The sequence below is a fragment of the Plectonema cf. radiosum LEGE 06105 genome, from assembly GCF_015207665.1.
Classification (GTDB): Bacteria; Cyanobacteriota; Cyanobacteriia; order Cyanobacteriales; family Nostocaceae; genus Rivularia; species Rivularia radiosa_A.
In genome coordinates this window covers 1-25,505 of record NZ_JADEWL010000107.1, presented here as the reverse complement: position 1 = coordinate 25,505, position 25,505 = coordinate 1, and the positions used below count along the sequence as shown (strand labels likewise).

Annotated in this window: 19 protein-coding genes; 11 read left to right on the top strand and 8 right to left on the bottom strand. The window is 35.6% G+C overall.

The features are described 5' to 3' along the window. Positions 1–110 precede the first annotated feature (110 nt). Positions 111–452: a 30S ribosomal protein PSRP-3 gene (locus IQ247_RS23630; protein WP_193923734.1), complete on the top strand. Its 342-nt coding sequence runs from the start codon at positions 111–113 to the stop codon at positions 450–452. Positions 453–635: 183 nt separating this feature from the next. Here the strand turns inward: IQ247_RS23630 and atpC are convergent, their stop codons facing one another. After that, on the bottom strand, positions 636–1,049 hold the full coding sequence (gene atpC / locus IQ247_RS23625; protein WP_193923736.1) for an ATP synthase F1 subunit epsilon: 414 nt from the start codon (positions 1,047–1,049) through the stop codon (positions 636–638). Positions 1,050–1,247: 198 nt separating this feature from the next. Next, on the bottom strand, positions 1,248–2,696 hold the full coding sequence (gene atpD, locus IQ247_RS23620) for a F0F1 ATP synthase subunit beta (RefSeq protein ID WP_193923733.1): 1,449 nt from the start codon (positions 2,694–2,696) through the stop codon (positions 1,248–1,250). A gap of 1,035 nt (positions 2,697–3,731) precedes the next feature. Between atpD and IQ247_RS23615 the strand changes: the two genes are divergently transcribed. From IQ247_RS23615 to IQ247_RS23580, 8 genes are all read left to right on the top strand, one after another. After that, positions 3,732–4,970 (top strand): glycosyltransferase family protein, encoded by a 1,239-nt coding sequence (locus IQ247_RS23615; RefSeq protein ID WP_193923732.1) that lies wholly within the window; start codon positions 3,732–3,734, stop codon positions 4,968–4,970. Between the two features lie 124 nt (positions 4,971–5,094). Continuing rightward, positions 5,095–6,279, top strand: a complete 1,185-nt coding sequence (locus IQ247_RS23610) for a glycosyltransferase family protein (RefSeq protein ID WP_193923730.1) — start codon at positions 5,095–5,097, stop codon at positions 6,277–6,279. A gap of 51 nt (positions 6,280–6,330) precedes the next feature. Beyond that, complete coding sequence (locus IQ247_RS23605) at positions 6,331–7,545, top strand: glycosyltransferase (RefSeq protein WP_193923728.1); 1,215 nt, start codon at positions 6,331–6,333, stop codon at positions 7,543–7,545. Positions 7,546–7,593: 48 nt separating this feature from the next. Continuing rightward, positions 7,594–8,643: a glycosyltransferase family 2 protein gene (locus IQ247_RS23600; RefSeq protein ID WP_193923727.1), complete on the top strand. Its 1,050-nt coding sequence runs from the start codon at positions 7,594–7,596 to the stop codon at positions 8,641–8,643. Between the two features lie 259 nt (positions 8,644–8,902). Further along, positions 8,903–10,783 carry an ABC transporter ATP-binding protein gene (locus IQ247_RS23595; protein WP_193923726.1) on the top strand — a complete coding sequence of 627 codons (1,881 nt, stop codon included), beginning with the start codon at positions 8,903–8,905 and terminating at the stop codon, positions 10,781–10,783. Positions 10,784–10,910: 127 nt separating this feature from the next. Beyond that, positions 10,911–12,047: a histidine phosphatase family protein gene (locus IQ247_RS23590; protein ID WP_193923725.1), complete on the top strand. Its 1,137-nt coding sequence runs from the start codon at positions 10,911–10,913 to the stop codon at positions 12,045–12,047. Between the two features lie 71 nt (positions 12,048–12,118). Further along, positions 12,119–13,135: an NAD-dependent epimerase gene (locus tag IQ247_RS23585; protein WP_193923724.1), complete on the top strand. Its 1,017-nt coding sequence runs from the start codon at positions 12,119–12,121 to the stop codon at positions 13,133–13,135. Positions 13,136–13,276: 141 nt separating this feature from the next. Next, positions 13,277–14,830, top strand: a complete 1,554-nt coding sequence (locus IQ247_RS23580) for an iron uptake porin (RefSeq protein ID WP_193923722.1) — start codon at positions 13,277–13,279, stop codon at positions 14,828–14,830. On the opposite strand, the gene IQ247_RS23575 is transcribed toward IQ247_RS23580, so the two are convergent. The 4 genes from IQ247_RS23575 to IQ247_RS23560 all read right to left on the bottom strand — a co-directional run bounded on the left by IQ247_RS23575 (position 14,820) and on the right by IQ247_RS23560 (position 19,756). Continuing rightward, entirely contained in the window at positions 14,820–15,188 is a 369-nt protein-coding gene (locus IQ247_RS23575; RefSeq protein ID WP_193923720.1) for a response regulator transcription factor, read from the bottom strand. The genes IQ247_RS23580 and IQ247_RS23575 overlap by 11 nt on opposite strands. Positions 15,189–15,635: 447 nt before the next feature. Then, positions 15,636–16,517 (bottom strand): polysaccharide deacetylase family protein, encoded by an 882-nt coding sequence (locus IQ247_RS23570; RefSeq protein ID WP_193923718.1) that lies wholly within the window; start codon positions 16,515–16,517, stop codon positions 15,636–15,638. A gap of 911 nt (positions 16,518–17,428) precedes the next feature. Then, positions 17,429–18,097: a response regulator transcription factor gene (locus IQ247_RS23565; protein ID WP_193923717.1), complete on the bottom strand. Its 669-nt coding sequence runs from the start codon at positions 18,095–18,097 to the stop codon at positions 17,429–17,431. 87 nt (positions 18,098–18,184) lie between these two features. Beyond that, positions 18,185–19,756, bottom strand: coding sequence for a sensor histidine kinase (locus IQ247_RS23560; protein ID WP_193923716.1), 1,572 nt, complete (start codon positions 19,754–19,756; stop codon positions 18,185–18,187). Between the two features lie 450 nt (positions 19,757–20,206). Here IQ247_RS23560 and IQ247_RS23555 point away from each other — a divergent pair, with 450 nt between their 5' ends. Continuing rightward, complete coding sequence (locus tag IQ247_RS23555; protein ID WP_193923714.1) at positions 20,207–21,031, top strand: SirB1 family protein; 825 nt, start codon at positions 20,207–20,209, stop codon at positions 21,029–21,031. Between the two features lie 165 nt (positions 21,032–21,196). Here the strand turns inward: IQ247_RS23555 and IQ247_RS23550 are convergent, their stop codons facing one another. Further along, complete coding sequence (locus tag IQ247_RS23550; protein ID WP_193923712.1) at positions 21,197–21,655, bottom strand: SRPBCC family protein; 459 nt, start codon at positions 21,653–21,655, stop codon at positions 21,197–21,199. Positions 21,656–22,003: 348 nt separating this feature from the next. Between IQ247_RS23550 and IQ247_RS23545 the strand changes: the two genes are divergently transcribed. Further along, positions 22,004–23,647 carry a mechanosensitive ion channel gene (locus IQ247_RS23545; RefSeq protein WP_193923710.1) on the top strand — a complete coding sequence of 548 codons (1,644 nt, stop codon included), beginning with the start codon at positions 22,004–22,006 and terminating at the stop codon, positions 23,645–23,647. A 282-nt stretch (positions 23,648–23,929) separates the two neighbouring features. Here IQ247_RS23545 and IQ247_RS23540 read toward each other — a convergent pair whose 3' ends face one another. Further along, entirely contained in the window at positions 23,930–25,396 is a 1,467-nt protein-coding gene (locus IQ247_RS23540; protein WP_193923709.1) for a GTP-binding protein, read from the bottom strand. Positions 25,397–25,505: the final 109 nt, after the last annotated feature.

The following is a 25,505-nucleotide window of genomic DNA, read 5'->3' as shown; positions in this document are numbered from 1 at the left end:
CTCCCCATCTCCCCATCTCCCCATCTCCTTATTTCCCAAAGGTAATTGCTCAGGTGGTGAGGTAATAAGTTAAAATAGGCGATTGCTGCTGTTATTCATGGTTACTTAATATGGAAAATCCAACTCCAACTCAAACTCAAACTCAAGAGGAGATATCCAAGTTTATCTTGAAGATTCTCTGGTTAGATGATAACGTCGCTCTAGCAGTCGATCAAGTGGTAGGTAAAGGTTTTAGCCCTTTGACAAAATACTTCTTTTGGCCTCGGACTGATGCGTGGGAGGAGCTAAAAAATGAATTAGAATCGAAACATTGGATTGCTGAACTGGAGCGAGTCGAGATACTCAATAAAGCAACAGAAGTGATTAATTATTGGCAAGAAGAAGGCAGAAAACGACCGATGTCAGAAGCTCAAGGGAAATTTCCTGAAGTTATCTTTACAGGTAGTAATTAAGTCTCTAAATAGACCAACACCAATTGAGGGAATTTTGGGGAAGCACCCCTCCCTCAATGGAACCAGAGGCTTAACTTCCGTAATTTAAACTATTAACTATTGTTTTATATGTAATAATTAAAACTCCTCCAAGCAGATGCAAAGGAGGAGTTATTAATGTAAATATCAATATGATTTAGATATTCACACCATACCACCAGCAGCTTGAAAACGAGCGCGGGCGCGTTTGTAGGTTTGAGTAGCCTGAATTTGGGCTTGTCTATCCCCTTGTGGAACTTGGTTCAGACGAGTTTGGGCTTCGCTAAAAGCACTACGGGCTTGCTCAAGGTCAATTGAATCACCTTTCTCGGCACCGTTAACTAAAATTGTGACTTCATTCTCTTCGACTTCTGCAAACCCACCTAAAAGCGCGATCGCGACCCAATTTTGATTTTTGTCAGGACGTACTCGCATTACACCTGTATCCAAAGCACTCAATAATGGTGCGTGTCCGCTAAGGATACCAAGTTGTCCGGTGGTGCTAGGTAAAACGACTTCTTCAGCCGTTGAATCCCAAACTGTTTTATCTGGGGAGATTACACGAACGGTTAATGTCATATTAGTTGATATTTGATGGTTGATGGTTGATGGTTGATGATCGATAGTTGATAATTGATGGTTGATGGTTGATAGTTGATGGTTGATCATTGATGGTTGATGGTTGAGAACTAACCACTAACTACCAATTACTATCTACCAAACACTATCCACCAACCACCAACCACTATCCACTATCCACTGACCACTAACTATTATTTAGCCTTTCATTTTTTCTGCTTTGGCTTTGGCTTCGTCGATGCTACCAACCATGTAGAAAGCTTGTTCTGGTAATTCATCTAGTTCACCAGCAAGTATCATATTGAAGCCTTTGATGGTGTCTTCAAGCTTAACGTATTTGCCAGGTGCGCCGGTGAATACTTCTGCAACGAAGAATGGCTGAGATAAGAAACGCTCTACTTTACGAGCGCGAGCAACTGTGAGACGGTCATCTTCGGATAATTCATCCAAGCCAAGAATGGCGATGATATCTTGAAGTTCTTTGTAACGTTGCAGTGTCGATTGTACTGCACGAGCTGTTTGATAGTGTTCTTCACCAACGATGTTGGGTTGTAACATTGTGGATGTAGAACCTAATGGGTCCACAGCAGGGTAAATACCTTTTGCAGCCAAACCACGAGATAATACAGTGGTTCCATCCAAGTGAGCAAAGGTAGTTGCTGGCGCGGGGTCAGTTAAGTCATCCGCAGGTACGTATACGGCTTGAATCGAGGTAATGGAACCTTCGTTGGTGGAGGTGATTCGCTCTTGCAACGCACCTACGTCAGTACCTAATGTAGGCTGATATCCCACAGCCGAAGGCATTCTTCCTAATAGCGCCGATACTTCGGAACCTGCTTGTACAAAGCGGAAAATATTATCAATAAATAATAATACGTCCTGCTTGTTAACATCGCGGAAATATTCTGCCATTGTCAACGCAGATAAACCAACCCGCATTCTTGCTCCGGGTGGTTCGTTCATCTGACCGTACACCAGAGCAATTTTTGATTCATTTAAGTTATCAGGGTTGATAACTTTAGATTCAATCATTTCGTTGTAGAGGTCATTACCTTCACGGGTACGTTCCCCTACTCCACCAAATACTGACACACCACCGTGTTCAGTTGCGATGTTGTTGATCAACTCCATCATAATCACGGTTTTACCTACACCTGCACCGCCGAACAGACCGATTTTGCCACCGCGTCGGTAGGGAGTTAGCAAGTCAACAACCTTGATTCCGGTTTCAAACACGGAAGGTTTGGTTTCTAGTTCCGTAAGTTTGGGAGCATCGCGGTGAATCGGAGAACGTTCATCAGTATCTACGGGACCTCTGTTATCTACAGTTTCACCGAGGACGTTGAAAATTCTACCCAATGTAGCTTTTCCTACAGGTACACTGATGGGAGCGCCAGTATCTATTGCTTCCATACCCCGTACCAAACCATCGGTAGAAGTCATGGAAACAGCCCGCACCTGATTATCGCCCAACAACTGCTGCACTTCGCAGGTAAGGGATATTTCTTGTCCTGCTTCGTTAGTGCCTTTAATATTCAAAGCGTTGTAGATTGCGGGCATTTTTCCGTTAGGAAATTTTACGTCTACAACTGGACCGATAACTTGAGTAATGTAACCAGTTTTTGTTTTTTCTGCGGTGGAAACCATGCTGAGCCTAAATTACGAAGCTATATTTTTACTCTTTACAGACGTAGAGACTTTAAGATTAACTCATGTCATCTTCAAGATTAGCACCGAACGACACGATTAAGTTAGGAGTTAGGAGTTAGGAGTTAGGAGTTAGGAGTTAGGAGTTGGGAGTTGGGAGTTGGGAGTTAGGAGTTAGGAGTTAGGAGTTAGGAGTTGGGAGTTGGGAGTTAGGAGTTGGGAGTTGGGAGTTGGGAGTTGGGAGTTGGGAGTTGGGAGTTAGGAGTGAGGAGTTATCAGTTCCTGCTCACTACATATCCTAGCGGACACCCGCTCGTTAACACTCCTACTCCTATTCCGCTCTAAGATTACCTTTCATCAGTAGGGTGCAGTTGATCTCTTTTTACCTCTTTCCTCTGCGCTCTCTGCGTCTAGGACGGTTTTTTTATCGATAATCTTCTGCCGGGAAGGGAGTAACTCCTCACTCCCAACTCCCAACTCCTAACTCCCAACTGTTCCCGATGAAAAAGAAAATAGCCCTCTTTACTATATTGCAAAGAGAGCATACGCCATGCCATTTCACTTACTGTTTAATTCACGTCTTGGAGATGGGATTTCGTAAATTAAAGTCGTTGATAATTATTTTGTCAAAGATAATTAATTTTGTATTTTAGCTAACATTAATTTATATCGTTTATGAATAATTTCAACCATTATTTTAAAATTTATTTTATTGTGGAAACTTTCATCCAAAAGATATAGAAATTATGTATCTAAAGGGAGATGTAATTTGCTATATGACTTTGTGAATAAGTCATATTAATGAAAAAAAGATTAAATTGATGAGAATTTTCTCATGAAAGTTTCATAGATACTTCATAACTAAAAGTGATTCTAGATATACACGAAGATACTAAGTAAGTTTTTTGTGTTGAGTATTAGGGTTGCTGTTGGAGATTTTTGGGTGTTTAAGACAGGATATATCGAGTTAGTTATTAATACTTGCATTGCACAGTTAAGGCACCAAATCCAAAATTAATTTTAGGTATATAAATTATGAGATTAATGGTATATTCTCACGATGCATTTGGTTTGGGGAACATTCGTAGAATGTTAGCAATTTGTGAATACTTACTTGATGAGATTCCACAACTCTCGATTTTATTGCTGTCTGGTTCTCCAATGCTTCAAGGATTTCGTTTACCAAAACGATTAGATTATATTAAATTGCCTTGTTTGAATCGGGGAAATACGGGTGAAATTGCAGTAAAATTCTTGGGAATGGATATAAATGAAACTGTAAAATTACGGTCACAATTAATTTTATCAGCGGCAGTCACTTTTAAACCAGATGTGTTTTTAGTAGATAAAAAACCATTGGGAATCAAAAATGAGTTAAAGAATACTCTTAATTATTTACATAAGCATTTACCAAAAACTAAACTGGTTTTACTGCTAAGAGATATTTTAGATGCACCAGAAAAAACTATTAATGAGTGGGAAAAAAATCAATATTATCAAACTATTGATAAATTTTACCAACTTCTGTTAGTGGTAGGTTTGCAAGAGGTATTTGATTTTTCTCGAAAGTATAAACTTCCAGCAACAATAGTTGAAAAACTTCGTTTTTGCGGTTATATCCGTCGTCCTCATGGATGGAAAACAAGTAAAATTATTCGTCAAGAATTACAGTTAAAACCGAAGGAAAAATTAGTATTAGTTACTCCTGGTGGTGGAGAAGATGGTTATCAATTAGTTAATACATATCTTGAAGGGCAAGAGTTATTAAAAAATAATCAACACTGCATTCAAAGTTTAATATTTTGTGGCCCGGAAATGCCCAAAGCACAAAAAGAAGAACTATATAAAGTTGCAGCTAAATATCCTCAAGTAAAAATGAGAGAGTTTACCGATGACTTGATGAGTTATGTTTCAGCAGCGGATGTAGTGGTATCGATGGGAGGTTATAACACTATTTGTGAAATTCTTTCCGCAGGGAAACCGGCGATAATTGTACCTCGAATTAATCCTTCTCAAGAACAATTAATCCGCTCGGAAAGAATGAATTATTTAGGTTTATTAAAAAGCATCAATCCGGAAATACTTACATCACAAGCTTTGATGACACAGTTATTTAAAGTATTGGATAATCCCCAGAAGCCCAAGCATATTGATTTAGAAGGTTTGCCTAGAATTGCTCGTCATATTAGAAATTTGTTAGTAGATAAAATTACTGAGAATCATCCGGAATTTTTTTGTTCTCAATTCAAGCCAATCTCATCAATTAGTGGCTAGTTGAATGTAATTTTATCTTTTATTTTAACAGTTAGCACTTAATAATTGATAACTGTATGTCCTTCGGACACGCTTCGCTAACACTGTTAACTGATTTAAACTTTGTTTAAAGGAATCAATTCACATGAAGAAACTCTTGTTTTATTGTCAGCATATATTAGGTATGGGACATTTAGTCCGCAGTACGGAAATTGTTCGTGGTTTGATGCAAGATTTCCAAATCTGTTTTATTAATGGTGGACAAGTAATTCAAGAATTTGAATTTCCATCAGAAATTGAGGTAGTAAATTTACCAGCAATTAAAACTGATTCGGAATTTAAACAGTTACAAGTTGTCGATACTTCTTTATCTTTAGCTGAAGTTCAAGAATTTAGAAAAAATAAACTTTTAGAAATTGCTGATGAATTTCAACCAGATGTATTGATGATTGAATTGTTTCCATTTGGAAGAGGAAAGTTTTCTTTTGAATTAATTCCTTTGTTAGAAAAATTGCGTGGTAGCGAAAAGCCGGTTAAAATAGTTTCTAGTTTACGCGATATTGTTGTTACAAAAACGAATCAACAAAAATATGAAGAAAAAGTTTGTCGATTGATGAATCAATATTTTGATATGTTATTGATTCATGGAGACCAAAATTTTGTACCTTTAGATGAAAGTTTTGAGCGGATAAATGATATTCACTGCGAAACTAAATATACTGGTTATGTTGTTCAGAAGCCTCAAGTAAATCCTGAATTAAGCGAAGAAGATAAAGATATAATTGATTCAGAACGACCATTAGTTTTAGTTAGTATCGGTGGTGGAAGATTTGGTCACGAATTGATTGATTGTATAATTGCAAGTGCTGGGATTTTTGAAGAAAAAATACCACATCAAATTCAAATTTTTACTGGTCCATTTGCACCGGAAGAAAAAATACAAGAATGGCAAAGTTTGACTGAAAATAAGAGTAATATCAGGGTGAATCGCTACACTCGTAACTTATTAAGTTATATGCAAAAAGCTGACCTTTCAATAAGTATGTCAGGCTATAACACTACTTTGAATGTGATGACTACAGGTGTGAGAGCAATGATTTTAGCATTTAAAGGTAATGATGACCAAGAACAAAGAATTAGAGCTAGTAAATTGAATGATTTAGGCATTGTAAAAATGCTTGATGAGTCAGATTTACAACCTGAACTTTTTTCTGCAAAAGTGATTGATTATTTAGCAACAGAACCTAACACAATCAAGTTTGATGCTAATGGTGTAGAAAATACCGCAGCATTAGTAAAAAATCTAGTTTTTAAGCAGAAGGTTGCTTAATTCTATTAATTAAATCAATTCCATCAACTACATTAATTAATTCAACAAATCATGAATAAAACTAAAATTTGCATCACAACAATCGAATATCCACCTGATATTGGTGGTGTTGGTGAATCGGTACATCGTATTGCTAAAATGCTCACCAACAGTGGTTATGAAGTTCATATTGCTGTTTTTCGTTCCAGTCACAGAAGTGTTACCGATCAACCTTACAGACGTGCAGGTTATCAAACAACTGTACAAGATAACATTTTTGTACATCGTATTCAGTCATCAATTAGTTCGGACATCACAGAATTAAGTGGTTATTTAAGTGATATTTATTTTCAACTCAAACTGTTACATCAGAAATATCAATACAATCTTTTCCATGCTTTTTTCTTAATTGAAACAGGTTATGTGACTACAATTTTGGCTAAGGAAAATGATGTACCCATAATTAACAGTATTCGGGGTGCTGACTTGCACAAACATATTTTTAGTCCCAAAAATCATGGTCCTGTTTCATGGGTTTTAGATAATTCTGATTGGACTACTTATGTTAGTCGTACTTTGCGGAACAGAGCAAGTTTAATTGCTCCTAATAGCAAAATTAAATCTTGTGCTTTTTGGAATTCCATTGCACCAATTAATTTTGAAGAATTACCGAAACCAGAATTTTTTAATCATGAATCATCAGGTTTAGTAATTGGCACAACAGGCAGATTTAGAGGTAAAAAAGGCATAGAATATCTTTTAGATGCTTGTAGTAAATTAAGTAAAGAAATCAACTTTACGTTGTTACTAATTGGTGATTTTATCGAAAAAGAAAAAGGTTATTGGCAACAAGAATTAAAAAATACTGATTTGGGTTCTCGCTTGCAAATAACTGGGATGAAGACTCGTCAAGAAGCTTTAGCATATTTACCTTATTTGGATATTTTCGCTATACCTTCTTTGACTGATGGGTGTCCAAATGCATTATTAGAAGCGATGTTAGCAGGTTGTGCAATTGTTGGTAGTAATGCTGATGCGATTGGGGAAATTATTGAAGATGGTATAAGTGGTTTATTAGTTAATCCTGCAAATGCAGCAGAATTAGCCGCAGCATTAAAATATTTAGCAGATAAACCCGAAATTAGAAAACAAATGGGTGCAGCCGCAAAAATTAAAGCACAAACACAACTTGCACCGGAAGTTGAATTAAATAATTGGTTGAGTATTTATCAAGGATTATTAGATAGTTCTGATAACCTGGTAACTCCACATTTGAAAGTTGTTTAACCTAATTTTTGTAGACCAAAAAAATTTGATAATTTGGAGTCATAAAAGATGAAACCACAAATCACAATAGTTGTATCTCCTCGCGAACGTTTTAGTTTTACCCGCGAATCCTTAGAAAGTATTTACGAACATACTACAGTTCCTTTTCAACTTATTTATGTAGATGGTAATTCTCCTCGTGAAATTAAACAATATCTGCAACAAAAATCTCAAGAAAAAGGATTTAAATTAATTCGCACAGAATATTATTTAGCACCCAATCAAGCTCGTAATTTAGCAATTCCTCATGTTGATACCGAATACTTATTATTTGTTGATAATGATGTATTGGTTAGTCAGGGTTGGTTGAATTCTTTGTTAAAATGTGCTGAAGAAACTGAAGCTACTGTAGTTTGTCCTCTAACTTGCATTGGTAAAAATCTTGGTGAGAAGATTCATTTAGCTGGTGGTGAAGCTCGCATTGTGGAACAACCAAATAAAAATGGCAAACTCAAGCGCAAAGTTCATGAAATTCATTACTTTGTCAATCGTAATGTTGCAGATGTCAAAGAAGAATTGCATCGTAAAAAATGTGAATTTGCTGAATTTCACTGTATGTTAGTTCGCACCCAAATATTTGATAAAATTGGGTTGTTAGATGAAGGTTTTCTCAGCACCCGCGAACATATTGATTTTTGTCTGCTTGTGAATAATGTTGGTGGAACTATTTATTGTGAACCGACTTCTGTTGTTACCTACGTACCAGATTTAAAATGGGAAATCCCAGAATTATCATTTTTTATGTTGCGTTGGAGTGATGCTTGGGAAGTTGCAAGTTTAGAATACTTTGCCGAAAAATGGAACTTACCCACGAAAGATAAATACTTTAAGAAACGTTATAATCGGATGGGTTATCGTCGTCATCAAGGTTTTTTAAAACCCTTTCTACGTTTCTTGACTTTTGGTTGGAATCCTCAGTGGTTACAAAAATGGGCAATCGATGTTGAACATAAAATTAATAAATTGATTACAGATAATTACGAGAAGAAACTTCCTAAAAAACAACAACTGTCGCAAACAATAAATATCGAAAAACCAAAAGAATTAGTTACTCATTAATGAAATAATTTACAATTACAATGGCTGAGTTAAATATAAACTGATGCGAGGTCATTGTAACTACAAAAAATTATTTTATTACGAATTATCCCTCTTCTTCTCTTATCTCAGCGTTCTCAGCGTCTCTGCGGTTATTTTAATCAGCAATCTTCTGCCAACAAAGGAGTAATTAAAATTAATATTACTAATTAAAATCAGGGCAAATCTTCCGGTTTTTGAATCTTTAAACTGACAAATAAACAAGGAAAATAGATAAAATATGGCTAGCCAAGATTCTCGAAAAACCAAACCCAAAAAACCCAAAAAACCCAAAGATATCAAAGCAGCTTTACCTGGAATAGGTCAGATTTTACGACGATTTGCACCTCAAATAAAAAAAGAAAAAAACTTGCTAATTATGTCCTTTTTAGGACTAATGGCTGAAATTGGGTTACACTTACTTGAACCTTGGCCCTTAAAATTAATATTTGATTATATCCTAGTTCCAGATTTTCAAGCCAAAATATCAGAACTACCTTTACTATCAGGATTTACACCCGTTACCTTAGTAACAATTTTTTCAGTTTCCTTAATCGCTATTGTCGGTTTACGTGCTTGTGCAGCTTATTTTAGTGTGTATGGAATGGCACTTGCTGCTAGTAACGTACTAACTGAAGTTCGCACCGAACTTTACATCCATATTCAAAGCCTTTCCCTTTCCTTTCACAATAAAGCCAAAACAGGCGACTTGATTACCCGTATAACTTCTGATATCGATAAAATCCGAGAAGTTACGGTAATGGCTCTACTTCCTTTACTTGCTAATTCCCTGACAATCATCGGTATGATTTTGATCATGTTTTGGTTGCACTGGGAATTAGCCCTAATTGCAGTTATTTTATTTCCTTTATTTATTTACTCTACTTATCGTTTTACCCAACGCATTCGGGGCGTAGTCAAATCTCATCGCAAACGTGAGGGAAATCTTGCTGCTGCGGCTGCGGAATCCCTCAGCGCCATTAAGGTGGTACAAGCACTTTCTTTAGAAGAAATGCTAGAAGAATCCTTCGCTGACGAAAACCGCAGAAGTTTACAAGCTACCGTCAAAATACGAAAACTCTCTGCTGGTTTGGAAAGATTGGTAGAACTTTTAGTCGGCTTCGCTACCGCTTTAGTGTTATGGCGGGGTGTATATTTAGTCTTGGAAAATGATATTACCCCAGGAGATTTACTGATATTTGTTAACTACTTCCGCATCGCTTTTAAACCAATGCGTGTTTTAGCAAAATATGTCGGACAAATTACTAAAGCTACTGCTTCTGGAGAACGTATATTAGATATCTTGGACAGAGTTCCCGCTATCCAGGATAGCCGTTTTGCAATTGATACACCACCATTAAGAGGATGTATAGAATTTCGTAATGTAAGTTTTGGCTACGAACCAGAAAATCCTATCCTCAAAAACATCAATTTTAAAGTTTTACCAGGTCAGCGTGTCGCTTTGGTAGGTGCTTCCGGCGGTGGAAAATCAACTATGACAAATTTATTACTCCGCCTTTACGACCCCACAACCGGAGAAATATACGTAGATGGTCATAGTTTAAGAGAATATAAATTACAATCCTATCGCCGACAGGTTAGTGTGGTTTTACAAGATAGCGTTTTATTCGCCGCAAGTATTAGAGAAAACATTACATACGGTGATTTAGCAGCCACTGACAAAGACATCGAACGAGCTGCGCGTTTAGCAAATGCCCACAACTTTATCATGGAATTACCTGAAGGTTATGATACCGTTCTGGGAGAAAGAGGATGTACACTTTCCGGTGGACAAAGACAAAGAATTGCGATCGCTCGTGCTGCGGTACGTAATGCACCTATAGTAATTTTAGATGAACCGACTACTGGTTTAGACCAAGAAAGCGAATATTTAGTTAATGAAGCTTTGGATAGATTAACTCAAGAAAAAACAACTATTACGATTTCTCATAATCTCAAAGCGATTCAAGATGTAGATGTAATTTTCTACATTGAAGGTGGAAAAATTTTAGAGCAAGGAACTCATAATCAACTAATACATTTAAGTGGAAGGTATGCTGCAATGTATGCTTTACAATCTGCTGTCGGTAATGGGAATACGGAGTTAGGAGTTAGGAGTTAGGAGTTAGGAGTTTGGAGTTTGGAGTTTTTTAACTTTAACCTCTAACCTTTAACTTTTAACTTTTAACTTTTAACTTTTTACTTTTTACTTTTTACCTTTAACCTTTAACCTTTAACCTTTAACCTTTATGTCTTTTAACCAAACTCGTGTAATACTTGTACGTCATGGACGAAGCACGTACAATGATCAACAACGTTATCAAGGTTGTTGTGATGAATCTGTACTTACAGAACAAGGAAAACAGCAAGCTTTTCAAACGGGAATAGCATTAAGTCAAATTAATTTTGATGCTATTTATGCTAGTCCATTGAAACGAACTCAAGAAACTGCAAAAGAAATTTTGAGGGTTACTAATTCTTCTGCACAATTACATCTAAATTCAAATCTCAAAGAAGTTGATTTACCCGGATGGCAAGGTTTAGAGTATAAATATGTTCGTCAAGATTTGAAACAAGAATATCAAATTTGGGAAGAAAGTCCCCAGGAATTTGCTATCGAAACTATTGAATCCAATGGTCAAACTTTAGTTAAAACCAAAATAAAACCTGTTTTACAACTTTATGAAAAAGCACGTCAATTCTGGCAAGAAATATTACCACTACATCAAGGAAAAACAGTTTTAATCGTAAGTCATGGTGGTACAATTCGCGCTTTAATCAGTACTGCAACGGGAATTAAAGCTGATCATTATCACGCTATTCAACAATCAAATAGCGGAATTAGCATTATCGATTTTGAAAATACATCTTTATCAAACGCTAAAATTGCAGCTATTAATTTAACCCAGCATTTAGGTGAAGTTTTACCAAAGTTAAAAAATGGTAAACATGGTTTGAGATTATTATTATTGCCTGTTAATTCACAAAATCATCAAACAAATGATGGTACAGAGAAAATCACCAATTTTTTGAAAAATGTTGAATTAGATTTTTGCCTGAACCATGATATTAGTAATGCTCAATCAATTGTAGAATCAATCATTGAATCTCAGTCAAATACTCCGGTACACTTACAAGTATCTCGACAAGATTTTCTCGATACTTGGCATCAACAAATATCCAAACGTTCCCTCGATTATCATGGGCTGAGTACTGGTTTAATCGTAGCAGATACAAATACTATTTCTACTACATTGAATCAAATTTTGGAATTAGAATCAACTACATCGCTACAAATTAATCCCGGAGAAATCAGTATTCTTTTTTATCCGACATCGCAGAATAAACCAGTATTGCAAGCGATGAATATCAATGGAACATTCTAATTTGAAATAAAAGATTACAACTACTATATTTATCCAATTCAACCAAACAATCATTTAAAAGGACAATCATCATGAAAATTTTAATCACTGGAGTTGCGGGTTTTATTGGATATCATTTAGCACAAAGATTACTTTTAGATGGCGAACAAATTTATGGTATTGATAACCTTAATGATTATTATGATGTTAATTTAAAAAAAGCACGTTTGGCACAATTGACACCAAATACTAATTTTCAATTTAAACTGTTAGATTTAAATAATCGTGAAGGGATATTACAACTATTTCAAGAAGAAAATTTTGATTGTGTAGTTAATCTCGCAGCTCAAGCAGGGGTACGTTATTCATTAGAAAACCCCTTTGCTTATGTTGATAGTAATTTAGTTGGTTTTGCAAATCTTATCGAAGCTTGTCGTCATACCCAACCACAACATCTTGTTTTCGCTTCATCTAGTTCGGTTTATGGTACAAATACCAAAATTCCATTTTCGGTGACAGATAATGTAGATAATCCCGTTTCCCTGTATGCAGCTACTAAAAAAGCCAATGAATTGATGGCACATTCCTACAGCCATTTGTACAGTTTACCGATTACAGGATTGCGCTTTTTTACAGTATACGGTGCTTGGGGTAGACCTGATATGGCTTATTTCAAATTTGTGAAAGCAATTGCAGAAAATCAACCGATTAATATATTTAATTATGGTAAAATGCAGCGAGATTTTACTTATATTGATGATGTCATTGAAGGTGTTGTCAGAGTAATGCATCAGCCTCCAAAACCACAGCTTACTAATGAGAATAATAATGCTCGCTATAAAATTTATAATATCGGCAATAACCAACCTGTAGAGTTATTAGCCTTTATTGAAGTAATTGAAAAAGCCATGGGTAAAGAAGCTATCAAGAATTTTTTACCCATGCAACCAGGAGATGTTCCCCGTACTTATGCAGATGTTGATGAGTTAATGCGTGATGTCGGGTTTAAACCTACTACTAATATTGAGGAAGGGATTGAAAATTTTGTCCGCTGGTATAAAGATTTTTATCAATGTGAAACTCAGACAGTTTTTCAAATTACCGAATAAATCGATTATATTTTTTCAGAGATATTTTACATCACTAAATTATCTCTATTTTATAACATTTAGTTAATAATTTATCTACAATAATATAAGGTGTATCGCATCATGAAACAAACGAAAATTACATTTAATTGAAAACATAGAATGTCATATTTATTCAGAAAAATTTTTGCGTTTAGTTCACCAGCTTTTGTAACTTCTTTGGTTTTCTCATCAGAAGTACAAGCCCAAGAAATACAAAATATACAGGAAGATATGACTGAAATTCCCAGCGTTTCTGAATTATCTGAGGTTGAATCTGAAGAATGGAATTTTCAAGTTTTACAAAATTTTATTCAACGTTATAACATCGATACGAAATATCCTTTAGCAAATTTACAGCGTCAGGATGTAATCACACGTTATGAATTTGCTCTGATCTTAAATGAAGTTATTCAATATATTAATAATTCGCAAACTACAAATACAAATATCAAAAATACTAACTCAATCAGCCAGGAAGAATTAAAATATTTAAGTAAATTACAAAATGAATTTGCTTTTGAGTTAGATGGTATTAATCAAAGAATAGAGATATTAGAGACACAAAGTTTTCCCCAATTCTCTACAACAAGTAAACTGAGGGGAGAAGTTATATTTGCTCTTAGTGGTGTAGGAGAAGGAAATAAGGCTGATGATGATGAAAAAACCGATAGTAATATAACTTTTAGTAGTCGTACTAAATTACAGTTAAATACTACTTTTACTGGTAAAGATAGACTAAAAACTTCTTTGAAAACTAGCAATATTCAGCCACTTGACTCAGCCACGGGAACCAATATGGCACGTTTGAGTTCTGAAGGTGACGATGAAAATAAATTTGAGTTAGGTGATTTCGCATATCGCTTTCCTGTAGGAAAAAGAACTAGAGTTCATATCGGTTCAACAGGCTTAGAAATCGACGATTTTGCTAATACTATTAATCCTTATTTAGATGCTAATGACGATGGTGCTATTTCCCGTTTTGCACAGCGCAATCCTATCTATCGTCAAGGAGGAGGTGCTGGAATCGGTGTAGAATATGAAATTAGCGATAGTTTAGAACTTGGTTTGGGATACGTTGCTGATGATGCTGATGAACCCGAAATTGGTTTAAATAAATCAGACTATGCTGCGATCGCACAACTAACTTTTAAACCAAATAAAACGTTTTTACTTGGTCTAAATTATATTCATTCTTACAATAATATTAATACTAATACTGGTAGCGATGGCGCTAATGACCCGTTTGATGATAATAGTGAATCTATAAATGCCGATTCTTTCGGTTTACAAGGTTCAGTCGCTCTGAATAAAAAAATTTTCCTGGGAAGCTGGGTTGGTTATACTCACGCTCAAGCAAACGATTTACCAAACAAACCAACTGCAAATATCCTTAACTGGGCTTTTACTTTAGCATTTCCAGATTTAGGTAAGAAAGGTAATCTAGGTGGAATTATTATTGGACAACCACCTAAACTTATAAATAATCAATATCAATTAAATCAGGAAGAATATACAGATAAAGATACTTCTCTACATTTAGAAGCCTTTTATCGTTTCCAAATAAATGATAATATAACTATTACTCCTGGTATGGTGATTATTACTAACCCAGAACATAACAGTGATAACGATACTATTTACCTTGGTACCTTACGGACAACTTTTAGCTTTTAACTAATATTAAATGTTGGTTTACACTGGCAAGTAAGTCTTGAAAGCGAAAGGGTTTTTTCATATAATCATTCGCACCAGAAGCAAAAGCTTTTGTTTTATCTTCATCATCACTACGAGCAGTTATCACAATAACTGGTAATTTTCTCCCTTGGGTTCGTAGTTCTTGTAAAACAGTAAAACCATCTTTAAATGGTAATCCTATATCTAATACCATTAAATCAAATTGTTTGTTTAAAGCAATTGAAATTGCTTGTTCACCGTCTTCGGCTATAACTGTGCTGTAACCATTTTTTCGCAATCCTTTTTGTAAAAAGGCTGCAAGACGATTTTCATCTTCAACGATTAATATTTCTTTCATTTAATATTCCTGACACTCTAAAACATAGAAAACAATATTTATCACTAGAGATTAATTATAGTGATATACAAACAAGAATATTCAAGACAATCAAATTCTGTAAAATATTGTTATACTTCAATTTCTCTCAGTGGTTGATATTTAATAGTTTGAACTTTAATTTAAAAAAAATAACCTATTTATTAATCTTAAGCATTATAATAACCTTGTCAAAATGAAAATATCATTAATTTTTTATGAGAAAATTATCATCTATATAATAATTCTATTATTAACAATAAGTTATAAAAATAATATCCCTTGTAGGGGGGTCTTTATAGAATCAAATATCTAAAATTTTCCTTAAGATTTCTAGATAAACTAAATTATAAAAATAGCCATATTTTCTCTAATTATCGTTTAAATTTGGATATATGGCTTTAATCACTCACTAAGAATTATAATTTCCTACTTTGCTTCCATTTCCAGAAGCTCAGGAATAGTTACGAAGCTATAACCTTGCTGCTTGAGTTTGGCAATTATCTGAGGTAAAGCTTGGATGGTACGAGTGCGATCGCCACCACCATCGTGTAGTAATACAATGCCACCAGGACGTGCATTTTTTATAACATTATTTACGAGTGTAGCTGGTGCAGGTTGCTGGAAGTCGCGAGAATCAGCAGACCACATCAAAGTAGCATATTTTTTATTTCTAGCGTGAGCAACCAAACCATTGCTTAAATGTCCTCCCGGTGGACGGAATAAATTTGTTTTTACCCCCGTAACTTGATAAATTAAGTCTGTTGTTTTATCAATTTCAAAAGCAGCAACTTGGGGATTCATAAAATGATACCAATGATGCCAAGTATGATTAGCGATTGCATGACCTTCAGTGATAATTTGCTTTCCTAATTGAGGATTATTTTTGAGGGCTTGTCCAACTACAAAAAATGTTCCCTTAATATTATTTTTTTTCAATATATCTAATGTTTGTCTAGTAGTATTTTTCCAGGGACCATCATCAAAAGTTAAAGCAATAACTTTTTTATTTCCAGCAGGTTTAATTTCGTAAATTATTTTACCATCAAAGCTTGTTGGTGAAGCAGAAAGTAAGTTTTTTTGCTTTAACTGTTGGTTCAAACTTGCTTCCATTGCAATTTGAAATTCTGCAACTCGCTGTTGATTATCTGTTTTGGAACTGACTATTTTGATTTGGGGCTTATTTATACCAATAATTTGAGATAAATTAAAATTTGTAGGTATTACAAAACTCAAGCATAAAGTACTAGTAAAAAGAAGTAAAGCAATTAATAACTTATGCGGTAGAACAAATATTTTTCTGCTTTCCACTTGATATTTCTCTCAAAAATATAATTTTGTTTAGATATTTTTAGCTTGCAAACATAACTTTTTATCCCAATATGAAGCTTTCTTTATAAGCTATCTATTGGATAATTTTATTTTGTGAATTATTAATAGCTTGCCCTAAAATTAATATTCTGCCTTACCTTATACGGCAGTATTACCTTACCGAATAAGGCTGAGCAGGTGAAATTAATTAATTAATCTTACTTCTCCCTTAAACTCTATTAGTTTTTACTAACTGTCTACCTTGAAACAATCGTAAAGTCACTGTAGAATCAAAGTAAGAATCCCTAGCTATTTAATTTATAATTACTACAAAATAATTTGTTACTTATCCGAATAAATATCCGGAACCGATGATAAAACGAGTAGGTAAATTCTCTCGTCAATGAATATTATTCTGAATACGAGTTAGATTTCATAAATAAAATTTAGTCATAATAGCAGGCTAATTATCGCCTACTATTACGATATTAATACCAGTTTATCAAAAAGGCAATAATAATAAATACTTTTAGAATAAAAGAGATTAAGATATATTTAAAATCTATTTAAACGATATTTAAAATCTCATGAAATAATAATTCCAAATATTAGAAGCCGGGTTTTTATAGCAAATTTCAGTTGAGTCCAATACACTAAAACCTCACCCCCTCGCCTCTCCTTATTAAGTACACTAAAAACTCACGCCCGTAAATTTTATATTTATGGGGATTATCTTTTTACTTTTTACTTTTTACTTTTTACTTTTTACTTTTTAACCCCTCCCCTCTTCGATGCCTTGGAGAGGGGAGGCTTTGGGCGGGGTGAGGTAAAATTTGTATTGCACCCAAGTGAAAACTTCTATAGAATCATTTATCCGGCGGTTGAAACCGTGTCTAGATTAAAATAAAATATTAATTTCGCAAACGATAACCCACACCTCGAACGGTTTCAATCAACTCACTACCAAATTTTTTTCTTAAATAACCAATGTAAACATCTACAATATTTGAACCGGGGTCATAATCGTATCCCCAAACTCGATCTAAAAGTTGTTCTCTACTCATAACTTGTCCGGGATGGCTAAAAAGAGTTTCTGCTAAAGTAAATTCACGGGCTGGTAAATCAATAATATTGCCATTCACTCGCACTTTTCTAGTCCGTAAATCGAGTACAACATTACCTGCTTGGAGAATATTTTCTTCTTTAATTTGGGATACTTGAGTATTTCGCAACCTTAACCGTACTCGTGCCAATAATTCTTCAAATCGGAACGGTTTGGTCATATAATCATCAGCACCACCTTCCAAACCCGCAACTTTATCATTAATATCATCGCGAGCGGTTAATATAATTATGGCTAAATTTTCCCCTTGTCCCCTGATTGATTCCAAAACATCCAAACCATCTTGACCTGGAAGTCCTAAATCAAGAATCAGCAAATCAAAATTATTTCCAACAGCTAAATTTAAAGTTTCTTTCGCATCCGATGCAATGGTAGGAATAAAACCATTTGCACGTAAACCTTTGGCAATAAAAGAAGCAATGCGAAACTCATCTTCAGCAATTAGAATTTGATTCATAATTAAGATTTCAAATTTAATATTGTAAAAAATTATTATGGCAAAAATTAGTTGATAAAATACCCCCTGAGCAGCGGAAATAAATTGTTAATCATTAACTGGTAAAATTATACAAAAATTAGCACCTTTTCCTAATTGGCTTTCTAATCTAACTTCCCCATTATGGGCTTCTACAATAGCTTTCACAATAGATAATCCTAAACCAGCACCTTCGGAACGACGACGACTATGAGCAGCACGAGCAAAGCGTTCAAAGATTCGTTGTTGGTCAGCTTCCCTAATTCCCTCTCCTGTATCCCGTACCCAAAATTTGATTTTTCCTTTGGATAGAGAAGAACCAATCGCAATGGTGTCACTACTGATTGTATACTGAGTCGCATTTTGTGCCAGGTTCATTATCGCTTGAGTAATTCGTTGACGATCTACAACAATTTTTCCTTGGGCAATTTTATCCAGACACCAGTTACGTTCTCCTAGAGCTTGAGCTTTAGCAAACAATTCTTGAGTTAAAGTATTAATATCAACGGTTTCTAACTGTAAAAAATCTGGACGTTCCGCTTTTGATAGTAGAATTAAATCTTCTACAAATCGACTCATTCGGTCTAATTCATCAAGCACTAAAGTTACGGTTTCATTGATTTCTTTTGGGTCATCTTCACCCATTAATTCTAAATGTCCCCGAATAATAGTAATAGGGGTTCTTAATTCGTGTCCCGCATCATTAATAAAATTGCGCTGAGTAGTAAAAGTTGTTTGCAATCTATCCATCATTTCGTTGAAAGTGGTTGCTACTTCTGCAAGCTCATCTTTACCTCGAACGGGAATGCGTTTACTTAAATCAGATTCGCTAATAGAACGAGCAGTTGTACTAAAACTACGTATTGGAGCTAATATTTTTCCAGAAGCTATCCAAGACAGTAGGGAAGCCACAAACATCACAACAAAACTAACTTGAATTACAACCGCTACCGCTTCAACTACTTCTTGACGCTCACCGCTGATAGTATGAGCTACTACAAATACTCCGATAATTTCATCCTGTATTTTGACAGGTTGAGCCATGTAAATAATACCACCAACATTTATCTCAGTCTCTTCGATTTCGCCTTGTTCAGATTTAACTGTTTTTGCCCAATCACGCATTAATTGTGAATCTCGGTCAAATATTTTTGGTCTTCCTCTTGGACTTGATTTAAAAAACTTTCCATCTACAAAGGTAAGCAAAAAAGTATCATCTTCCGGAAGTTGTTTAGCTAAAAATGCATTGAAAAAATCTTTGAGTTCATTTTGCGATTCCGGAGGTGTAAGACGCTCATCCGGCTCCTTTACAAAACCCGAATCCTCTAGTTCATCTAATTCTGCTTCATCTAATGAAATATCATCTCCATTTACAAGTAGTTGGTTAAATATCTCCATCTTTTCCACCAACTCTCGACGAACTCGTCTATCAACACGAGAGTATAATAAAATACGAAACGCCGGAACGGAAGCTATAAAAATAAACGTAATAATTATTACATACCAAAAAAGTATCCGGGTACGAGTAGCCCAAAATAATCGTCGCCAGGTATCATAACCAGGGAGTTTGCTTATTGCTGAACTCTCTTGTTGAAAGTAGTTTTTGAAAGCATTTGTATTAAACCGATTAAATCTTGACATTATTTTTTTTGCTCATCCGTACAAGTTCATGCTAACTAAATGGTCTAAAAAAGAGGATTGAGAACAGGAGAAACTAGTAAATACTATATGAAAAATAAATGTAAAATACCTATATTTATTTATAGTAGGGCTTCAGCGCTGAAGCCTTACTACAAATAAATTATAATTTTTTGCCATCAACTACTTAAGAAGCAATACATATCATCACTAAGCTCCTAAATCTTTGTCTATTGAGCTTTATAGAAGTTCATCCGAGATAATTTTTCATGGAAAACACGGAATCACGATTTTTTTAGTAATAGTATCTCATAAAAAGTAATAGTATCTCATAAAAAATAATTAACGTATACTATCCTCTAGATAAATTATACTACTTGCATACATTTTGAATTTTTTTTATCATATACATATTAAAGAATAAGTCTTAGAAGTTTATTAATATAATTACCTATGAATTTCTCGTCAGCGCGAAAATATTTTAGTGATGAGATTCAACAGCTTGACGAGTATATCGACTTGACAAAGGCTGCTTTGTATCTTGCTCAGGAAGAATACTCCGACCTTGACATAGCAGAATATATGAATGCAATTGAGACAATGGCAATAGAATTACAAGAACGTTTGCCAGTTGATAATTATCCTTTAAAAATTATTCAATGCATTAATAAATATCTCTATGAAGACTTAGGTTTTTCTGGTAACAAAGAAAACTATTATGACCCTCGAAACAGTTTTTTAAATGATGTTATTGAACGTCGAGTTGGAATTCCGATTACCCTAGCATTACTTTATATAGAAGTAGCCCGCCGTATTGATTTTCCCATGATAGGTATAGGAATGCCAGGACATTTTTTGATTCGTCCAGATATTCCCGAAGTTGAAATTTTCGTCGATGCTTTTAACAATGGTGAAGTACTTTTTCCCCAAGATTGTCAGGAACGCCTAAGTCAAATTTATCAGCAAAACGTAACCCTAAAACCAGAATTTTTGGCACCAGTCACTAAAAAGCAGTTTTTAGCAAGAATCTTGACTAATCTTAAATATATTTATATTAAACAACAGGAATTAGAAAAAGCTTTATTATGTGTAGAAAGAATTTTATTATTATTTCCCGGTGCAGTATTAGAAATACGCGATCGCGGTTTATTGTGTTATCAAACTGGACGCTTCAATCAAGCTTCAGTTGATTTACAAGCCTATTTACTCCAAGTTCCCGACGCTCAAGACGCTTCCACCATTAGACGCTTGCTCGCACAAATGGGCAAAGATTTTTAACAGTTATCAGTTATCAGTTATCAGTTATCAGTCACGTTTATATTTGGGAAAGTTTAAATAGAACACCATACACCGCCCGGTTTACTGTTCACTGATGTAAATACTAACTCCTAACTCCGGTACAGACGTAGCATTGCTACGTCTCTACAATTCCAAACTCAAAACTCAAAACTGATAACTCTTAACACCCTCCGCAACAAGCTTAAGACGACGCAATTGTGCTTGCATATCTTCTTTGGTAAATTTTTCGGCGAAGATTTTAAAACCCCAAGTAATTAAAGGGTTGGGAATCTCAAATTCAAAGCAATTAACTAAACGAGTTCCTTTACTTATTGGTTGACATTCCCAGCGATCGCATCCTTTAAAAAAACCATCAAACCCCCAAATTACCAAACCTGGTTCCCTCTCCACAACAGTACTTATTAATGTTGGTTTTATTACTGGTATTTGAATAATAAACTTACTTTTACTACCTATCTCTGTACTCCAATCTCCTATTGGTTCGCAGCACAAAGCGGGATTTAACCATCGATGCATTAGAACGCGGTCTGTGATACATTGTTCTACTACTGCGGAGGTAGCATTAATATCAATCGATTGCTCAAAAACTTGTTTATAGGACATTTTACATTTTTAATGTAATCTCCCCAATCAGATTAACGTAAAAAAGCAGTTATTACACCAGCTTTTGAGCAATACTACAAAGTATTTTACATTCAATAAATGTATATATATACACATACAAATCAGTAGTTATCAAGCATTTCAATTAGTTTTTTACGGGAAAAAAGTGAATAAAAATAAAAAAAGTAAAAAATAACCTTGATATAAATTATTTGTAAGATTTACTGGTAAATTAGGTTGCAAAACACTTATGAAGTTGTCAGAGTGTGGTATTGTTTCAGGCAATCTACCACCTTATCATCTAAGGTGTTTTTCGCAATAACACGCTTACTTTAAAACTGGAAAACCATGATTTCAACTTGGTCAGATATAACCCAAGTGGTGGGTGCAGATTTGTCAACAAAAATAGGGACAATTTTGGCACAATCGCCTTCATTGTCAGCAGATGGTGCAGGGGGATTTCAAACTTATACTCAGAATGCTTTTGCACAAGTAGTAGATTTATTGCCTCGGTTATTGGGTGCAGTTCTGATTTTGTTTGTTGGCTGGCTGGTTGCTTATATCGCTAAAGCCATAGTCCAAGGATTACTCAATCGCACTAACATCGATAATCGTATTGCTTCTGGCTTGACAGGTAGTGACTCGATCCAAGTAGAGAAATTTATTTCTGGCTTGGTTTTTTGGACTATTCTGTTGATTACCATAGTTGCGGTTTTAGATACCTTGCAGCTGAGAGTCGCTTCTGAGCCGCTGAATTCTTTTCTCAATCAAATTGGGCAATTCTTACCTAGATTGCTGGGTGCAGGAATACTGTTGGGAGTGGCTTGGGTAGTAGCGACTCTTGTCAAAACTTTGACGATAAATGCTCTGAATGCTTTAAACGTAGACGAAAGATTAAACACACAGCAAGATACAACTGCTGGTAGTAGCAATCAACTTTCTATTTCCCAGACAATTGGTACTGCTCTTTACTGGTTCATTTTTTTACTATTCTTGATTCCGGTACTCAATACTCTGGACTTACAACTAGCACTTGTACCGATAGAAGGCTTAGTCTCGGAAGTTTTAGGGATTCTGCCGAATATTTTGGGTGCAATAATTATCGGTGTAGTTGGTTGGTTTGCAGCTAATATCATTCGTCGAATTGTAACTAACCTGCTTTCTACAACTGGAATTGACCATGTAGGAAGTCGGTTTGGGCTTTCCCAAACTTCCACTGGTGGACAATCTTTATCTTCGATTCTGGGTACAATTGTCTACGTTTTAATTTTGATTCCTGTGGCGATCGCGGCGCTAAATACCCTGCAAATTCAGGCTATTTCAGTACCTGCAATTGCGATGCTGCAACAGATTCTCAATGCGATACCTTTAATCTTCACTGCTGCGGCAATTTTAGCAGTTGCCTATTTCTTAGGAAGATTTGTCTCAGAATTAGTTACTAGCATTCTCACCAGCATCGGATTTAACAATATTTTCTCCATCCTGGGTTTACCTACACCTGCAAGAAGAACAACAGTCACAGCAGAAGGAGAAATACCTTCACCAACATCCCGTACTCCATCAGAAGTTGTGGGCATTATTGTCTTTATTGGCATTATGCTATTTGCAGCGGTTGCAGCGATTAATATTCTGAATATTCCAGCGCTTACAGCACTGGTGACAGGAATCGTGATTATATTGGGACGGATTTTAGCTGGATTGGTAGTATTTGCTGTGGGTTTATTCTTGGCAAATCTGGCATTCAGCATTATTACCAGTTCCGGTAATGCTCAAGCTAGAATTTTAGGTCAGGTAGCCAGAATAGCCATAATCGTGTTAGTTTCGGCGATGGCACTGCAACAAATCGGCGTTGCTCCCGATATCGTCAATTTAGCATTTGGTTTGTTGTTGGGTGCCCTAGCAGTTGCGATCGCGCTTTCTTTCGGACTTGGTTCTCGCGATATTGCTGCTCAGCAAGTACAACAATGGCTAAACTCTTTTAAGAGTAAATAGTCGAGAAATGTAATCTGAAGTCTGAAGTATTAAGGATGAAACCAAAAGAGTTGAAGGTGAGTACTTCCGAAGGAAAATTAGATTACGATAGCAAATCCTAGATTACTCAATCAGAGACGAAAAGAAACTGTAAAAGCTGAATTTTTCGTGGGTAAGAAGTCGGGTTTTTATGACTCTTTTCTGATGTTAAGAATATTTATTGTAAAAAACCCGACTTGTGTGATATGTTGTGTTCCCTGTTAAGAGTTCCTTGTTCCCCAGCTAGCTGAAGATTTTCCATGTTCATCCTTGATACTTCACACTTTTTTTGAGTTTAATTTGCAATTCACCTTTAATCCGATTGAGAATTGAAGACTCATCAAGGTTTGCCAGAATTTTATTGATAACTGCTTTTGGTCCATCAGGTCCCCAAGTAGCTCCATTGGCTAAATACGCTTTAGTTACTTGTCCAATACCATAAGAAGAAACACCAGCGACACCAGCTTGAGTGAGTGCAACGGATACATAAGGACCCAAAGTTGCTCCGCCAGTTGCTGGTGCAGAAATGCCAAGTAAAGTTTTTAACGAACCCAATCCTAAATTTGCCAGTAATTCGCTGGCACTAATACCGCCCATACTCAGGGCGATTTTTTGTAACAATTTTACCGCTCCAGATTCCGTCATGGGAATACCGTAAAGCCGAGATAATCCGAGAATCAAGAAAACATCGATCGCCGCAGCACTGACAATATCTAATACAGTAACCGGGTTAAGAGCAACAGCCAAAGCTTTAGTAATTACTGACTTCCAAATCAACTGATTAGCAGCAGCTTCACGCAATTTCAACTTACGCTCTAACAATTGCTCATTGACATCATCAGCATAAAGCATAGTATTAAGAGCGACTAAATCTTTACCATCACGGTGAAGAATTTCTAAGATTCTCAGTTTTAACTCTTCAACTTGAGGTTTACCTTTACGTAACTGTACATTCTTAGAACCATCAGCATTACGCACTAAAGTTCTCACCAAAGGAGAAGCCGCAGCGGTAACAATTTCCGCAGGTGAAAGCAACTCCTTGACACGCTCATCCCGAATTTTCTCATAAACTGCAATTCGATCAGCTTGGGGATATTGGTCTACCTTATTAAAAACTAATAAAATGGGTTTACGAGCATCTCGCAACTGAGAAAGAGCTTCATGTTCGAGCTTAGTCATATCCCCAGAAACCACAAACAAAATTAAATCTGCCTGTTTAGCAATTTGTTCAGCTAATGCAGTGCGAGTTTCACCATCAACTTCATCCAAACCGGGAGTATCGATCAACTCAACTTGAGATTGTCCGCTAACACTAGGAAGAGTGACTCGTAAAGCCCGTTGAGAATCACCAATCACTTCTTCATTAATAGTCCAATTAACTCTTTGTGCATCGCGAGTTACACCATGTAGAGGACCAGTTTCAAACACCTCTTGTCCAACCATTGCATTCAGCAAAGAAGACTTACCCCGTCCCACCATCCCAAAAGCAGCAATCTGTACCGTCATGCTTTCCAACTTAGTCAGCATACTTTCCAAGTCAGCAATTTCCATTTCCAGCCCTTGAACTTCCGATTCACTCAAGTCAAGATTAGCAACCATAGCACTCAGCGCCGTTTTTGCTTGTTTATAGTGAAGTTCTGCCTGAATTTCCTCAAAACTGAAAATCGCCTGCTCAAATTCCTCAGTGCTGGAATAATTATTGCTTTGGGTTTCCGGTGAAGGTACAGTCATATCAATTTTGGATTTTAGATTTTAGATTTTGGATTGATTTAGATTTTAAATTTTGTTACACCTTCTTCCATCGTAATGTTTTTTTAGGACATGGGGATGGGGTTCGGAG

What these genes read in the sequence shown, in the direction of transcription:
- IQ247_RS23540 (WP_193923709.1), bottom strand. Translation starts at nt 25,396, where the DNA reads ATGACTGTACCTTCACCGGAAACCCAAAGCAATAATTATTCCAGCACT.
- IQ247_RS23575 (WP_193923720.1), bottom strand. Translation starts at nt 15,188, where the DNA reads ATGAAAGAAATATTAATCGTTGAAGATGAAAATCGTCTTGCAGCCTTT.
- IQ247_RS23555 (WP_193923714.1), top strand. Translation starts at nt 20,207, where the DNA reads ATGAATTTCTCGTCAGCGCGAAAATATTTTAGTGATGAGATTCAACAG.
- IQ247_RS23580 (WP_193923722.1), top strand. Translation starts at nt 13,277, where the DNA reads ATGTCATATTTATTCAGAAAAATTTTTGCGTTTAGTTCACCAGCTTTT.
- IQ247_RS23585 (WP_193923724.1), top strand. Translation starts at nt 12,119, where the DNA reads ATGAAAATTTTAATCACTGGAGTTGCGGGTTTTATTGGATATCATTTA.
- IQ247_RS23605 (WP_193923728.1), top strand. Translation starts at nt 6,331, where the DNA reads ATGAATAAAACTAAAATTTGCATCACAACAATCGAATATCCACCTGAT.
- IQ247_RS23615 (WP_193923732.1), top strand. Translation starts at nt 3,732, where the DNA reads ATGAGATTAATGGTATATTCTCACGATGCATTTGGTTTGGGGAACATT.
- IQ247_RS23610 (WP_193923730.1), top strand. Translation starts at nt 5,095, where the DNA reads ATGAAGAAACTCTTGTTTTATTGTCAGCATATATTAGGTATGGGACAT.
- IQ247_RS23630 (WP_193923734.1), top strand. Translation starts at nt 111, where the DNA reads ATGGAAAATCCAACTCCAACTCAAACTCAAACTCAAGAGGAGATATCC.
- IQ247_RS23595 (WP_193923726.1), top strand. Translation starts at nt 8,903, where the DNA reads ATGGCTAGCCAAGATTCTCGAAAAACCAAACCCAAAAAACCCAAAAAA.
- IQ247_RS23545 (WP_193923710.1), top strand. Translation starts at nt 22,004, where the DNA reads ATGATTTCAACTTGGTCAGATATAACCCAAGTGGTGGGTGCAGATTTG.
- IQ247_RS23560 (WP_193923716.1), bottom strand. Translation starts at nt 19,756, where the DNA reads ATGTCAAGATTTAATCGGTTTAATACAAATGCTTTCAAAAACTACTTT.
- atpC (WP_193923736.1), bottom strand. Translation starts at nt 1,049, where the DNA reads ATGACATTAACCGTTCGTGTAATCTCCCCAGATAAAACAGTTTGGGAT.
- IQ247_RS23590 (WP_193923725.1), top strand. Translation starts at nt 10,911, where the DNA reads ATGTCTTTTAACCAAACTCGTGTAATACTTGTACGTCATGGACGAAGC.
- atpD (WP_193923733.1), bottom strand. Translation starts at nt 2,696, where the DNA reads ATGGTTTCCACCGCAGAAAAAACAAAAACTGGTTACATTACTCAAGTT.
- IQ247_RS23565 (WP_193923717.1), bottom strand. Translation starts at nt 18,097, where the DNA reads ATGAATCAAATTCTAATTGCTGAAGATGAGTTTCGCATTGCTTCTTTT.
- IQ247_RS23550 (WP_193923712.1), bottom strand. Translation starts at nt 21,655, where the DNA reads ATGTCCTATAAACAAGTTTTTGAGCAATCGATTGATATTAATGCTACC.
- IQ247_RS23600 (WP_193923727.1), top strand. Translation starts at nt 7,594, where the DNA reads ATGAAACCACAAATCACAATAGTTGTATCTCCTCGCGAACGTTTTAGT.